Consider the following 13,084-nt stretch of genomic DNA (forward strand, 5'->3'; position numbering starts at 1 on the left):
ATTTACTTTGACGAGGATTGGGTGCTATCTTGGCTTTCAAACTATTCTTTTTTCTAGGTGCGGGGGCCGACTGATTCGGTGCGCTTTCGCGTCCCGTTTCCCTCGACCGCTTAGCCAATATAACGAACTCCACACAGGATTGTCAATGGGTTGGGAAAAGTTTTTTGAGAATGGCTAAAATGCTCGCCCCACAAGGCTTTACCTCGTTTCTCCCAGCCTTGAGCTGTTCATGACGGCAATTTTTAAGCTCAGTTTCACTGCTCTGCCACTGCACTATCGCCTTTTGTATGCTGGAGTGGCAATGCTGACAACCCTTGCATATGAATTGTGTTAGCTTCAAGTTTTGGGGTCGAGCGATCGCGCTGTTTTGCTTTTGTCTTGGCTTGAGCTTCTTGAGTGGAAAAGGAGCGATCGCTTTGGTGCATACTTATCCTGAGTCCTCAACTCAGGTGATGTACCGCTCCCAGCAAAGTTTGCGAGATGCCCAAGACCAAGCGTGGCAAGCAGTTTTGTTTAAGCGCACGAAACAAGATGTAGTGGATTCGCTTCACCTGCGATTGGTTGGATTTCCAGGGCGGGTAGAGTTAAATCACCCTAAAGCCTTACGGATGACGACTGGAGATGGAGAGGTTTTTATAGCACCAGATGTGTCTGACGAAGCGCCTGAGCTGGTGAATGTGGGCGAGTACGATTTTCTCGAAGTCATGAGCCGACTGGAACAAGATCCACCTTTACGGTTGTCGTTACCTCTTAGAGGTGGGCGTGTTGTAGATTTGCTTGTTCCACCGTTTGTGGTTCGGGAATGGCATCAACTTTTGAAAGCTTCGTAGGCTAATGATCTGCAGCTTCGAGTGCTTGCGTCATACTCAGAAGCTCTCCACCCTGCTTTTGTAGGCGGTCTGTTGTTGTTAGGAGTGTCCCTAGTGAAATTAAGACTAATTGGTAAAACTTTAATGACATCGTTGGTGCTGGTGGTTTTATTTGTCCCTAAACCAGCAGCTAGCCAACTAGTTCCTCGACCCTGGGTTTCGGTGGGTGTTAAAGATGATGACCCAACTTTTTCGGTCGGTGCTAAGGTGATTGGGCTAGGCGTTGAATTAGGGGCAGGGCCAGATGGTGCCACTGGTGTAGATGTGCTGAAGTTTGTGAACTTGCCTGTTGTCTCGCCCTACGTAGGTCTGGGGTTGTATTCCGAAGATAAAGGCGTTGCTTATTCCGGCGGAGTACAAGTCGATGCGTCTGATAACTTGTTTGTTGGGGTAGGGTATAACTCGGTTCGAGGAGTAAACGGGCAAGTTGGACTTAGATTTTAGGCGAGTCCGATCGCGACCTGCTTGAAACTATTGCGTAGTTTTGGACATCAAGGTTGCTAGTCACGAGTGTGAGACTTTACCCTTTGAGAGGAGGGCAAATGTAAACTGGCTTCCAACTCTGCGCGCTTCACAAAATGATTGAAGTCACTAGCAGCCTTGGCTTTTTGTTCCAAGGGTACCCGGTCATACCACAACCAAAACAATGTTCTGGGGCTGATAGCGTCAGGTACATTAGCCATAATCTCATCCTGCATCAACAATATTGGTAAGCGTGACGCAAAATGTTTGTTCTGACTATCGATAAGACACGGAGTTGAAAACATTGGAGGGATGCCAACCTCGTGTTTTCACCGATTGATCGATAAAGCTTAAAGTCCTCCGGTTAATTTTTATTGATGATGCTTGTAGTGCAGCACGCGATCGATGAATTGCTGTATACGTCGGTGGTGTGCCCCTTTCCAGTAGATCTGGCCACAAGCTTGGCAAATGGAAAATTCCTTATAGTGTTGGCGAGTCTGAGACGGTAAGCGATCGCAAACGCTTGCTTTAGAAACAGGCTGAAGTGAACCATTACAATGTAAACAGCGCTGTAGTGGGGTAATCTCACCAAATAGGTCAAAGTGTTGTAGCACTTCTAGCACCTGTGGCTCTGGGTTTGACTCACGGACACAGTAGCCGTAGGTAACGATGCTACGCTTTAGCACCCCTCGATCTTTAGTTAGTAAAACCCGCTTGGTTTGACTGGCGAGGTCAGCCAGCTCTTGATCTCGGTAATCATTTTGATAGAGAGCATCAAATCCCAGCAAGCGTAGGTAGGTAGCGAGTTTACCCAGGTGAACATCGAGAATAAAGCGAACGTGAGTTAGGGGTTGGGGTTGAACCTGGGAGAGCAAGTTAATATCGAGGGTTTTGAACTTGGGGTAGACACTGATGCGATCGCCATCTTGTACGAAATAAGAAAAGTCTACTGATTCTCCATTGGCTAGAATGAGAGCTACTTCTGGATGAGTCACGCCTAACGCTTCAATCGAATCCTTGATGGCAGCAGTCTCTTTTAAAGCATGAACAAAATTAGTTTGCCTTCTGTGAGGAGGTAAGAAGTCGTTGAGTTCTGCATAAAATCGAAAGTAAGCTCGCTCCATTGCAATGGAATCATTCCCACTAGTGGATAGTGGACTAAAAGGGGCTAAAACTCGGTCGATGGGATGGATACTTGCCCGCTACTTCTTCCAAGGGAGCTTGGTTCCCATTTCTGTGTACGCAGAAAAAACTAAGTACAACGCTAAAACACCAATACTAGCGAGAAAAATGATTAGATCGCTGTTCATAGGCTAGACCTCGGACTCACTCCTTGCTGATCATGGCAGAGCTGGGGCTTGGTCGCGAACTGTTCCACTCTACTGATGACCTTTAACAGAGCTTCAAACTAAAAACAGCGATCGGAGCTGAAAATATCGCTGCGATCGCTGCTTCAGTTGATTTGGTAGAGAGCGATTAGAAGTTCATGAGTCCTAAATAAGAAGCCGAGGAAATGGCAATAATGGTTAGAACTCCGAAAATGATACTAAGACCGAATTGAAAAGCAGGTTTTTTTCCAGCGTTCATGATTGACACCACTTAAACTAATTTATTTAGTCATGGTGTCTGTGCCCTCAAAAAACTACATCCTGCTGCAGGACTAAGCAAGAAGATACAAAAACTGGACCGAGACGAAGGAGGTTGGACTGCTAAAGTTTGAGCCGTTCCTCAAGAGGGAGGCTCGGAGAGACTTAATTTTCCCTTTGGCAGAAGAGGAGAGATAGGGGCGATCGCTACACTAAGAAATTATTAATCGTCCTCTCATCCCTCCTGTAAATTGGTTTCGTATCATGAAATACCTAGGGCAAACTATTGAGCTAACGCAAAAAGATGGTGGTTGGGTGAGCGTGTGGCACCACCATATTTGTACGATTCAAATCGGAACTTTTCCAACCGCTAATGCTGCTTGGGATACTGCTATAGAGCTGGTTCAACGAGATCTTGCAGTTCGAGCTTTGTTAGAAGTCATTGATGATTGGAGTAGCGACAGCTTAATTACTTGCCAAGAATACTCATTTATGGAAGATTCACTTGTTCAGTTTGTTGTCTCCGTTTAGCAAGCTGTCGATATCGAACTGAATCCTCTATGAAGTTTGAGCTAGCAACGATGCTTCGCCTCGCCGATATAACTCGCGAGCGTAATCTGTCCAAGTGCCTTGGCCCCAGTAACGGAAGCAGCTAGTTTGTAACAGCAAATTGTAAAGTAACGCTTCTTGATAGTCTGAGCGCTGCGTCACTGAACTATCTTGCTCTACTAGGCGATCATATTTTTCGTGAAATAACGCACTGAGTTTTCTCATTGGGTCTAAAACGTTTTCGTATCCGTTGACCCAACTTAAGTGATTAGTCCATGAAGCTCCGTCCATGTGGAATTGGTGATCAGTCGCTTTGATCTCGGCGATCGCGTTTTCTACTGCTTCAGGTGTGGCTTTATCTGGATCAACTCGTTGCCAAATTTTGTGTTGGCTGACAGCTTGGCAAACAGGATAGTCTTCGGGATTAGCACCTGCGGCTTCAATTAGTTCTAAGTATTCAGTTCCATTTAAGGCGACCACACCAGATCTCCCTCCACTCTGCTCTCGTACCTCATGGCAGGCTTTAATGAAAGCTTGCGGGAACTCATTCATCATCACGCCGCCATTTTCTCCATCAGCAATTTGCGTGACGAGGGAAGGAACTGGGACATCACCAATTTGTTGTTTGCTGCGTCCTTTAGCCTCATAATAAGGCTGCATTTGGCCCACTAGCTTGGTATCCGAGCCTTGCGTTTTAATTAGGGCAGTAATGCTGATTGTTTCTCCATGACAATTTCGGGCGACCAAGCGATTAGGGATATACTTCTGATCGTGCTGTAGCCCAGAACCATCTGGGTTTTCGACCGAATGTTCTTGCACCATTAGCCAACGGTAGCCACATTCTTTGAGCGCTTTGATGTATTCATACAGCGTATCTGGATGATTGGGTAAATGCATTTCTGGTGGTGAGAAACCCTTCACCCGACGTAGAGCTTCGTAGCCAAAGATGGCTGCAAAGTGCTGTTGCCAAGCTTGAATGTGTAGCTTGATGTCTGGAATGGGAGTCGAGGGAATCACGGCATGACCCCACATGGTTCCTAGCCATTCAACATAAGGCTGATATTGAGGATCACAAGCCAGGCGTTTTAGATTATTCAAAACATCCTCACGTCCGAGTTGGCGTAACCCCCACAACAAATTACCCGAATAGTCGAGCATCATGCGCGGATTACATCCCTCTGCCACGAGTTGAGGGATAAACTCTCCCATACGGCTGTAGCACCAAGTAAAAGGATCAGCATTATGGTTGTCTCCTTCCCCAGGATGCTCAAACATATATTGCAGGTTGCTGATTAGGGCACCATTTGCTCCTGCTGGAATCGTGGGTTGGTGCATATGCAGAGCACAAGCAAAGCCTGCTGTAATGTCTGATAGCTGAAGATTTGTCTGAGGTAAGAAAACAGGTTGATTGTGGTTCACCACTGTATTGATCTCTGCCTCCCAGCCACAGATGTTGGGCAGACCTGATCTGATTTCTGTCAGGGTAGGGAGAGGGGAAGCCGAAATTTGTGTAGACACAGAACTTCCTTCATGCTGATTTTGCGATCGCTTTCAATTGTGACTCATTCTAGTAACAATCGTCTGTTCGGGGTTGATTTGTTCGCATAGTCTGCTAACACAAAACCGACGTACAAAATCGACTCAAACTGGGAATTCTACATTTCATAGCAATACTGGTAGTGTAATTAACACGCTCAGTTATTGATTTCACTAGTCACACTAGGAGTCAGCCTTGGAACTCGTGCAATTAGCCAAGCAGGGTGACGGTAGGGCGATCGCAATCTTATTAAATCGAGCCTTTGAGAAACACGGAATTGCTGTCAAGGTGAATCTTAAGGGTAGTTGCTTGCAAGTGTTACTAGAGGCTACTGCTATGCCAAAGCCATTAGCTGCGATGTCTCTAATGCAGCAGCTGAGCCATTAGACTGATTAGACAAAAAACGATTTTGCCCTACTTGGTTGGATTTGGCTGTTAGAGCTTAGGTAGGGAAAACCTCACCCTAGGATAGTGAGGATGTGCAAAGATCAAAGAAGTGTTTATCCGAGTCACTAGCCAATGTCTGTGTACCCTTTGCCGCTAGAAAACAGCATTGAAAAACTGCGTGAAGTCCGGGCTGCTTTACTCCGTTTACACAAAGCTCTTTTAGAGTTTGAGCGGGTGAATTATGAGCAGTTTTTTGGTCGCATTCAGACTAAAGGTGAGTATTTTCAGCTCGTTGTCAACCATGACTGGTTTAGTTGGCTGCGTCCCATTTCTCAATTCATTGTGCAAATTGATGAAGCGTTGAGCGCAAAAGAGCCAATTACGGTCGGTGCCGCGAATGAGTTGCTCAATCAAGCTCGCCAAATGCTGCGGCCTGCCCAGGATGGAACCACGCTAGAAAAACGATACTACCGTGCGATTCAACAAGAGCCAGAGATCGCTTTACTGCACGCAGATGTGTCACAACTACTGGCAACGCAACCTCAGTCTAAGTAGTTTGGGTTGGCAAGGGGCTGGCTGCGTACATATTAGCTGTTTACACATTGCTACCCACAAGAGAGCGTAGGTGATACATCCTTCCTAGATCCAAGAAGCCTAGATCCAAGAAGGGCGATCGCCTACGCTAGGTAGATCAATCAGTGCGACTTATTGTCCAGATTTCTAGGTGACAAGGGTAACAGCTCCCGTATCGAGGTCATAGCGCCCGCCGACAATCGTTAGCTTGCGTTCTAAAACCAGTTGTGCCAACACACTAGAATTTTGCTTTAACTGCTCTACTTGATATTGCACATTCGCAGTTACAGCCTGATCAATCTGCTGAGCGACATCAGCCGATTTAGTTTTGATGCTGGCGATCGCGGGTTTAATCGCTTTGACAAACGTACCGATATGACCTGGAAGCGCTTCTCCTTGAATCGCCGCTGTCACAGCACCGCAGCGTTCGTGCCCGACTACCATAATCAGGCGAGTCCCTAAGAGAGCCGCCGCATATTCTAGGCTGCCCAAGACTTCAGGCGTCACGACATTGCCAGCGACACGCACATCAAACAAATCGCCAATGCCTTGATCAAAAATAATTTCTCCGGGCACTCGTGAGTCGGCACAAGTCAGTAAAGTTGCAAAAGGGTGCTGTGATGTTGCAACTGCCTGTAAATCTTTGGATGTTTCATGCGGGTACTGCCGTTTTTGCCGCATAAACCGTTGATTGCCATCCAGTAGTCTTTGTAATGCAGCCTCTGAACTCACCGCCTCAAAATTTTGAGTACCAGGAGTTGGCTGATCGGCATAGGCAGGTTCAGCGTACTTAAAGCTAGTAGCGGTCGCAGCGACCAAGCCAACTCCGCCGACTCCAAATAGCTTTAATAACTCTCTGCGACCAGTCCACTGACTCATTTGTTTCATTATGTTCCTCACCTTTCCTCACTAACAACTCGTTCTTTTGGGCGATCGCTCTGCTATAGAGAAGACACACATTTCATCGAGCGAATCTCCATGACATCGGAAATAAAGCAAGATCCCCCAAACTTATTGAGAATAGGGCGCACAATTTCCACAACGGATTTAAGGATGTCAGGTGAACAAAAGGCGATGACATAAGCGTTGTCTAGCATCGTTACGGCAGAGTCATCAAACACGCCGCCTCGCACTCCTTTGCCTGCCACATTCCGAATCACGGTATAGCTGGAAACCCCGCCCCGTTCCAAAGCGCTGATAATTTTTGCTAGCTCTACAGAATCCGAAAAAATTTCAATTTTTTTTACCACATGCATGATCTTATCTCCATAGCAAATCAATCCCGTACAGATACAAAGGAATGCCGAAGATGATGTTAAAGGGGAATGTCACAGCCAAAGCCGTAGAGATATACAAACTCGGATTAGCTTCTGGAACCGTTAACCTCATGGCGGCTGGCACAGCAATGTAGGAGGCACTGGCGCACAACACAGAAAACAAGAGGGCGTTTCCTGGAGGCATCCCAATAAACTTGCCAATTAGCAGCCCAATTCCTGCATTGACTATTGGGATCAGTATGGCAAATGAGATCAGAAATGGACCAGTTTTCTCCAAATCTTTAATTCTTTTAGCGGCTACTAAACCCATATCTAGCAAGAAGAAGGTAAGGACGCCATAAAACATATCTTGTGTAAAGGGAGATAGAACTTTCCAGCCATGCTCTCCTGTCAAAAAGCCAATAATGAGGCTACCAACTAGCAAGAAAACCGAACCATTCAGAAATGCTTCTTGCAAAACTTCTGGCCAGGAAAACTCACGCTCGTTCTGATCTTGAGTAAAGAGGTTGACCAAGATCAATCCCACAATAATCGCTGGAGACTCCATTAAGGCTAGGGCAGCTACCATGTAGCCATCAAAGTCAATGCCCAACTGTTGTAGGAAAGAGCTAGCTGTAATAAAGGTGACGGCACTAATTGAGCCATAAGTTGCAGCGATCGCGGCAGCATTATAGGCATCAAGCTTGATCTTCAGAATAAAGAACGTGTAGATAGGTACTAAGCACGCCATCACGATTGCTACCAGCATCGTCAGGAAAACTTCCTGATTCAGGCCGCTTTTGGCAAGTTCTACCCCCCCCTTAAAGCCAATGGCAAACAGCAGGTACAGTGAAAACAGCTTCGGAATGGGTGGAGGAATCTCCAAGTCTGATTTCACAAAAACCGCTGTCATCCCCAAAAAGAAAAACAGCACTGGTGGATTCAAGATGTTAGACATAATCAGGCTTACGTCCATATCCACCCCTCCACATTGCTTAAATAGCAATCTAATACAGTTTGCTTCATGCTAGGCCGTGAAATATTCAGTACTCAGTCATCAATAGTCTTGTGGAAATACTGTATGGCAATCTAGGAAAGTTACATTTCTATTTAATCCGCTGTTACTTCTGCATGAAACCTTAAAACCTGATGGACAAAGGTTTAAGCCATCAGTAGGGTTAAGCTAATTTTTACAAAAGTACATAACTTAGAGCGATCGCCACTTGCACATCACTTGCACATCAGTCGATTCCTCTAGCGGGTTAGGCTGTTGCTTGACTGGTTTCGCAAAAAGTTTGAAACCGAATCGATGACTAGCTGCGATTAATTGATCAGTAGCGGTTTTCATAAAATCTAGTCAATTGAGGAAATACTGACGCGATCGCTGATCAAGCTATGAGTGAATGGTGCCATCGGGCATAATAGTCCCGGATAAATTAGCTCCAGTTAGCTTAATCATCAAGCGATTGTTCATCCCAACGCGGGCACCACTAAGGTCAGCACCGCTTAGATCAGCACCACTGAAATCGGCTCCGATTAAATTAGCTTCTCTCAGATCGGCATAGCTCAGATTGGCCTGTAGCAAGTTGGCGCGGTACAAGTTGGCGCGGTACAAGTTGGCGCGGTTGAGATTGACGTTGTGGAGAAAAGCATCGCTGAGGTTGGCATGACTCAGATTGGCGTTGCTTAAGTTGCGATTGGCATAGTCTTTTTCTTTGAGATCTGCACCTTGAAAATCGCTGCCGCTCAGGTCAGGCCCTTGGTACTTGGGAACTTGAGGCGTTTGATATTTGGGGACTTGAGGTACGGGTGTTTGGGTTGGGTAGGCAGGATAGTCAGACGCTTGAGGTTGGGGTGGGGGAGATTTTGGTTCTGGTGCCGGAGAAGTTTGAGTTTGATAAACCGCGTAGTAGGACGATTGCAAGTAAGGGTGCAGAGGATAAGCAGCAGGCTTAGGCGGCTCAGCAGTAGGAGGCTTGGGAGGTTGAGCAGCCTTAGGAGGTTGGTGAGCAGCCCTGGGGGGGTGATAAGTAGCCTTAGGTGGGGTGGGCTTTGGGGGTGGAGGTGGGGCAGGTGGTGGAGTGGGAGGAGTACTTTTGTTAGTAGTACTTTTACTAGCAGTACTTTTGCTGGTGGTTGGACTTCGTTTGGCTCCGATTTTGGCATAGCAAGACCGCAATAGGTCTCGCGCCTCATTAATTTCTTTGAGCTTTTCGTGGGCTTCGTGCTGGCGTTCAACGTCATCTTGAGGCACGCGATCGGGATGCCACAATCTAGCCAAGTCTTTGTAGGCTTGGTTGATTTCATCTAGAGATGCGCCTGGTTTCAGTCCCAGGACTCTATAGCATCGATTGAGTTCGTTGATCCGTACCATCCACTACCTCAGGCGACCAATTGTGCTGCCTACCCAAACGGGCATTGATCTTCAGACTGTGGCAGGCTGCACGATTTTGTCTGTCCATTCTATCGCGGAGGAATTCCCCACTCCCTGCCCTAGAGAGGGTGATTTAACAATGTGGGGCGTTTGGGTAGCCCCCGTTACTTAAGGTAGCCAGAAGTTAGGCAGGAGCGTTTGCCCCCAATTTCGGAGGGACTGATTCAGCGATCGCATCGTTTGAATATGCGGTTCGTCTGGCTCCACGGGCAGAATTGGGGCAGGGGTGCCTCGTCCGAGTTGGGCGATCGCTCGGTTGGCCGCTTCTAGACCCGTCACATAGGCTTTCTCCTGAGACCAAGAGCCGTGGCGCGTTACCACCCAGTCACCGCTCATAAATACGTTGCTAATACTGGTTTCTGTAGGTAACAGGTAGCGGTAGCTGCCAGGGGCAAAGTGAGTGACTGCTCTAGGCAACCGCACCACACCACTATCAATCACTTTGGCTTCGTGAAAGGCAGGAATACAGGTGGCTAAGTCTCGTTGCACCAAAGGCACGATTTCTGTGTCATTCAAGGGCAAGAATTGGTTGGCATGGTAGAAATCTGCTTCCACCACGGTTCCGGGTTCGTCTCGGAACTCGTCATGGAGTGCATTGAGGTCAAAGAACGTCCAACCTGTAGTGGCTTGGAAGCCAAAGCAAGCATTGGAGGGTCGAGGAATCTCAATTTTGCGATCGAACCATAAGCGCGTTGCCATGACATCAATGGCGCTTAGGTTCATCAAGTCGCGGAACTCACGACGGTTGCGGAGCGTGGGACTACCACTGACGATTTTCTGCATCCCCGTCACCCCCACGGCAAAGATCACCGCATCGGCATTAAAGACTTCATCCCCGCAAACTACGCCTGTGGCTTGGCCTCGACTATCTAGGCGTACATCGCTAACTCGGCGTTGGGTCAGCAGTTTGCCACCTGCTTGCTCAATCCGCTCCACCCAAGGTCGGAAAATCATTTCACCCACAGTGCCCCGACACCAGACCACATCAAAATCAGGTTGATGGGCCAGAATGAAGTAGTAGAGCATGCCTAAGGCTGCTGCTGCGGAACATTGTTCTCCTGGGGCAAACAGACCGACCAAGAGCATCGGTTCAAAGGATTCGCGGTAGAGCCGAGCGGAAACCCCAAAATCTTTGAAGAGTTCACGTGCTGTTACAGAGTCGTAGCGTCGCCATGCCGCATCGGAGTTGTCAAAATCTATGAGTGCATATAGTAATGGCAGGGCAGAGAGGCGATCGCGCAGAGGTAGCCGTTTGAACTGGGTATAGAGAAACGTGCCGAGCGGTGTGGGCAAACGCGGCAAATCTTGAAAGATGGGTGACTCTACCTCTAGCCCCACGGGGGAATATTGAGAAGACCGAGTCCAAGGCGTAAAAGGCTTCAGTCCCAGTTGGTCTACTAGAGAAAAAATATTGCGGTAGGGATACCAAAACCCATGAATCCCCGCTTCGATGGAGCGACCTCCTGGTGTTTTCCAGCCTGCCACCAAGCCACCTGGATGAGCGCCTGCCTCTAGGAGCGTCACGTCGTAGCCTTGTTTTGCTAGATGGTAAGTTGCGCCGAGGCCAGCCCAACCTGCTCCCACGACTACAACTTTTGGTACATCCTGGGGCGATCGCCTGTCCGTCACCATTGCGTTCTTTCCAATATTCTTAGCTTTCTTCCCAACATCCTTTGTTCAGGATGCCATGTTTTCGGGACAGTTGCCCTCAACTTAACTGGCTAAAGTGATTTCGCTAGGACTACTGCTATGGATAGAGGTTGCAGGCTACAGAAGAAATGAATTTGCTAAACAGAGCTAACCACACCATAGCCACTTCTGCTCCGGAAGTTGTGGTTTTTGGTGGTAGGGATACAACTAATGCCACCTTGTAGAGTATTGCGATCGCAAGTTTAATAGGTGAGGCGATCGTTATGTTTACCATTATTTGTTCCATTACCTTTAGAGGTATTGCAGCCAGGACAAGCAATCTGAAGATTTTCAAGACTCAACGCTAACTTAGGATGTAAAGAAATCGGTTTTATGTGATCGATATGCGATCCTTTTAATTCAATAGCTTCTTTGCAGATAGCACACAGCCTTTTCTGGGCCTTAAATTTTTGGTGTTTCCAAGCTTTTCCCTCAACAGAGTCACGCCAACGTTCAAATTCAGCACGTGGTGCATACCAAGTATCAATTCTTTCAGTAATCTTGTTGAGTGAAGCAAGAATTTTATCGGTTTGCTTAGTTGACTTAAATAAGGTTTGAACGAGTTCTTGAAGCGAAGGATCTGACATTTGCCTATTCCAATGACTTACTCTGGACTTGATTCAACCTTGTATTTTCCTTCAATTGTTGCAGCAGTAGCCTTTAACTCAGCAATAGCTTGATCTGTTTTAGCCATGCTTTGCATTAAGTTTTTGGCTAGTCTGCTAATTTCTAAATCGCTGGATTTTCCAAAAGGAATTGCAATGACATTCCCCAGTCGGTTTAGCAAAGCCTCTAAAACAGATTCGAGCTTTTGGCACGTAATGAGTTTAATCCGAGGACGTCGTAGGTATTCTCGAACCGAAGCTATCACATCAGTAATTTCGTAAGTATAAGTTTTACCTTGTGTAGTGACTGGTGATAAAGATTGGGTTAAAACTCTCGCTTGATAAGTGGTAGCACCATACCCTTTTAGCTGCTTTCGAGTAGTAATTTTATGGGAGTTCATAGTGCTATACTTTCTCTTGCTTATCCAAAGTAATTTAAATACTTGTATCTTGTTGCTTAAAGCCTCTCAGCTGGCTTCCGAAGCATTAACCTGATAATCTTCATAGTGTGATAGTAGAGTTTCTATCCAAGGATCTTTGAAGCCAAATTTATTCGCAACATTGTAAAATCTACGAATTATTTCAACGAAATTACTACGCTCTTGATTGAGAGTTTTTTCGTATTCTTTTGTTTTTTGAGAAAATTCAATTTCAATTTCTTTAATGTACTTAGTTTTTTTAGTGACCTGGGCTTTTTGGGCACCTTGTAATCGTTGTCGTTCTGCTAATTGAGGGCCAGAAAATTCTACAAGAGCCAGTAGTAGAGCTTTCTCATCAGCATTTTGTAGATCTACGTTGGCAAAAGCTCGCTCTGCGTCTTTTCCTGTCCACTTAAATTGTTTGGCAAAATCAACGGCTTGCTGCTTTGTGGGCATTTTAGTCTCAGCCTGAGCTTGTTGTATGCAGATACACTTAAGTTATCCCAGTCCTACCAGGAAAATTTAAGGTCTTTTAGAAGCTTAGATGAACTAGCCTTGAAGAAAGACTGAAGTTTGAAGAATAGCCGTCTTGATTCGAGGATTCTAGGAACTGGTAAATCTTGACCAAATTGGTGCAATTAACATTTGAGCTTGTACCTGGGCAAAGTTGACTGAATGCACAGCAGATAAATTTCATGACAGCTATTTTAGTTAAAAA

General features: G+C 46.4%; 16 protein-coding genes. 5 read left to right on the forward strand and 11 right to left on the reverse strand.

The window, feature by feature from the left end; genetic code table 11:
- Positions 1-320 precede the first annotated feature (320 nt).
- Entirely contained in the window at positions 321-830 is a 510-nt protein-coding gene (locus KME12_15615; GenBank protein MBW4489217.1) for a DUF3122 domain-containing protein, read from the forward strand.
- A 123-nt stretch (positions 831-953) separates the two neighbouring features.
- Positions 954-1,313 carry a hypothetical protein gene (locus tag KME12_15620; protein ID MBW4489218.1) on the forward strand — a complete coding sequence of 120 codons (360 nt, stop codon included), beginning with the start codon at positions 954-956 and terminating at the stop codon, positions 1,311-1,313.
- 389 nt (positions 1,314-1,702) lie between these two features.
- On the opposite strand, the gene KME12_15625 is transcribed toward KME12_15620, so the two are convergent.
- Positions 1,703-2,455 carry a Mut7-C ubiquitin/RNAse domain-containing protein gene (locus KME12_15625; GenBank protein MBW4489219.1) on the reverse strand — a complete coding sequence of 251 codons (753 nt, stop codon included), beginning with the start codon at positions 2,453-2,455 and terminating at the stop codon, positions 1,703-1,705.
- Between the two features lie 726 nt (positions 2,456-3,181).
- On the opposite strand from KME12_15625, the gene KME12_15630 reads away from it, so the two are divergent.
- Positions 3,182-3,448 (forward strand): hypothetical protein, encoded by a 267-nt coding sequence (locus KME12_15630; GenBank protein MBW4489220.1) that lies wholly within the window; start codon positions 3,182-3,184, stop codon positions 3,446-3,448.
- A 27-nt stretch (positions 3,449-3,475) separates the two neighbouring features.
- Here KME12_15630 and KME12_15635 read toward each other — a convergent pair whose 3' ends face one another.
- Positions 3,476-4,972 (reverse strand): glycosyl hydrolase family 57, encoded by a 1,497-nt coding sequence (locus KME12_15635; GenBank protein MBW4489221.1) that lies wholly within the window; start codon positions 4,970-4,972, stop codon positions 3,476-3,478.
- Between the two features lie 226 nt (positions 4,973-5,198).
- Between KME12_15635 and KME12_15640 the strand changes: the two genes are divergently transcribed.
- Positions 5,199-5,390, forward strand: a complete 192-nt coding sequence (locus KME12_15640; protein ID MBW4489222.1) for a hypothetical protein — start codon at positions 5,199-5,201, stop codon at positions 5,388-5,390.
- A 132-nt stretch (positions 5,391-5,522) separates the two neighbouring features.
- Positions 5,523-5,945 carry a hypothetical protein gene (locus KME12_15645; GenBank protein MBW4489223.1) on the forward strand — a complete coding sequence of 141 codons (423 nt, stop codon included), beginning with the start codon at positions 5,523-5,525 and terminating at the stop codon, positions 5,943-5,945.
- Between the two features lie 165 nt (positions 5,946-6,110).
- Here KME12_15645 and KME12_15650 read toward each other — a convergent pair whose 3' ends face one another.
- From KME12_15650 to KME12_15690, 9 genes are all read right to left on the reverse strand, one after another.
- Complete coding sequence (locus tag KME12_15650) at positions 6,111-6,851, reverse strand: carbonic anhydrase (protein MBW4489224.1); 741 nt, start codon at positions 6,849-6,851, stop codon at positions 6,111-6,113.
- A gap of 53 nt (positions 6,852-6,904) precedes the next feature.
- The gene (locus KME12_15655; protein ID MBW4489225.1) at positions 6,905-7,219 is read right to left on the reverse strand and encodes a P-II family nitrogen regulator; all 315 of its coding nucleotides are present in this window, start codon (positions 7,217-7,219) and stop codon (positions 6,905-6,907) included.
- Positions 7,220-7,223: 4 nt separating this feature from the next.
- The gene (locus KME12_15660; GenBank protein MBW4489226.1) at positions 7,224-8,195 is read right to left on the reverse strand and encodes a sodium-dependent bicarbonate transport family permease; all 972 of its coding nucleotides are present in this window, start codon (positions 8,193-8,195) and stop codon (positions 7,224-7,226) included.
- Positions 8,196-8,426: 231 nt separating this feature from the next.
- Positions 8,427-8,567 carry a hypothetical protein gene (locus KME12_15665; GenBank protein ID MBW4489227.1) on the reverse strand — a complete coding sequence of 47 codons (141 nt, stop codon included), beginning with the start codon at positions 8,565-8,567 and terminating at the stop codon, positions 8,427-8,429.
- Between the two features lie 45 nt (positions 8,568-8,612).
- Positions 8,613-9,593, reverse strand: a complete 981-nt coding sequence (locus KME12_15670; protein MBW4489228.1) for a pentapeptide repeat-containing protein — start codon at positions 9,591-9,593, stop codon at positions 8,613-8,615.
- 168 nt (positions 9,594-9,761) lie between these two features.
- Complete coding sequence (locus KME12_15675; protein ID MBW4489229.1) at positions 9,762-11,285, reverse strand: FAD-dependent oxidoreductase; 1,524 nt, start codon at positions 11,283-11,285, stop codon at positions 9,762-9,764.
- Positions 11,286-11,545: 260 nt separating this feature from the next.
- Positions 11,546-11,929: an HNH endonuclease gene (locus KME12_15680; GenBank protein ID MBW4489230.1), complete on the reverse strand. Its 384-nt coding sequence runs from the start codon at positions 11,927-11,929 to the stop codon at positions 11,546-11,548.
- 17 nt (positions 11,930-11,946) lie between these two features.
- On the reverse strand, positions 11,947-12,348 hold the full coding sequence (locus KME12_15685; protein ID MBW4489231.1) for a hypothetical protein: 402 nt from the start codon (positions 12,346-12,348) through the stop codon (positions 11,947-11,949).
- A gap of 66 nt (positions 12,349-12,414) precedes the next feature.
- A complete protein-coding gene (locus KME12_15690; GenBank protein ID MBW4489232.1) occupies positions 12,415-12,822 on the reverse strand; it encodes a hypothetical protein in 408 nt (135 codons plus the stop codon).
- Between the last annotated feature and the right edge of the window lie 262 nt (positions 12,823-13,084).

The organism is Trichocoleus desertorum ATA4-8-CV12 (assembly GCA_019358975.1).
In the GTDB taxonomy this organism is placed as follows: domain Bacteria; phylum Cyanobacteriota; class Cyanobacteriia; order FACHB-46; family FACHB-46; genus Trichocoleus; species Trichocoleus desertorum_A.

Excerpts from the sequence above, each read along its gene's own strand:
- KME12_15615 (MBW4489217.1), top strand. The coding sequence starts at position 321 with ATGAATTGTGTTAGCTTCAAGTTTTGGGGTCGAGCGATCGCGCTGTTT.
- KME12_15620 (MBW4489218.1), top strand. The coding sequence starts at position 954 with ATGACATCGTTGGTGCTGGTGGTTTTATTTGTCCCTAAACCAGCAGCT.
- KME12_15625 (MBW4489219.1), bottom strand. The coding sequence starts at position 2,455 with ATGGAGCGAGCTTACTTTCGATTTTATGCAGAACTCAACGACTTCTTA.
- KME12_15630 (MBW4489220.1), top strand. The coding sequence starts at position 3,182 with ATGAAATACCTAGGGCAAACTATTGAGCTAACGCAAAAAGATGGTGGT.
- KME12_15645 (MBW4489223.1), top strand. The coding sequence starts at position 5,523 with ATGTCTGTGTACCCTTTGCCGCTAGAAAACAGCATTGAAAAACTGCGT.
- KME12_15650 (MBW4489224.1), bottom strand. The coding sequence starts at position 6,851 with ATGAAACAAATGAGTCAGTGGACTGGTCGCAGAGAGTTATTAAAGCTA.
- KME12_15655 (MBW4489225.1), bottom strand. The coding sequence starts at position 7,219 with ATGCATGTGGTAAAAAAAATTGAAATTTTTTCGGATTCTGTAGAGCTA.
- KME12_15660 (MBW4489226.1), bottom strand. The coding sequence starts at position 8,195 with ATGGACGTAAGCCTGATTATGTCTAACATCTTGAATCCACCAGTGCTG.
- KME12_15665 (MBW4489227.1), bottom strand. The coding sequence starts at position 8,567 with ATGAAAACCGCTACTGATCAATTAATCGCAGCTAGTCATCGATTCGGT.
- KME12_15670 (MBW4489228.1), bottom strand. The coding sequence starts at position 9,593 with ATGGTACGGATCAACGAACTCAATCGATGCTATAGAGTCCTGGGACTG.
- KME12_15675 (MBW4489229.1), bottom strand. The coding sequence starts at position 11,285 with ATGGTGACGGACAGGCGATCGCCCCAGGATGTACCAAAAGTTGTAGTC.
- KME12_15680 (MBW4489230.1), bottom strand. The coding sequence starts at position 11,929 with ATGTCAGATCCTTCGCTTCAAGAACTCGTTCAAACCTTATTTAAGTCA.
- KME12_15685 (MBW4489231.1), bottom strand. The coding sequence starts at position 12,348 with ATGAACTCCCATAAAATTACTACTCGAAAGCAGCTAAAAGGGTATGGT.
- KME12_15690 (MBW4489232.1), bottom strand. The coding sequence starts at position 12,822 with ATGCCCACAAAGCAGCAAGCCGTTGATTTTGCCAAACAATTTAAGTGG.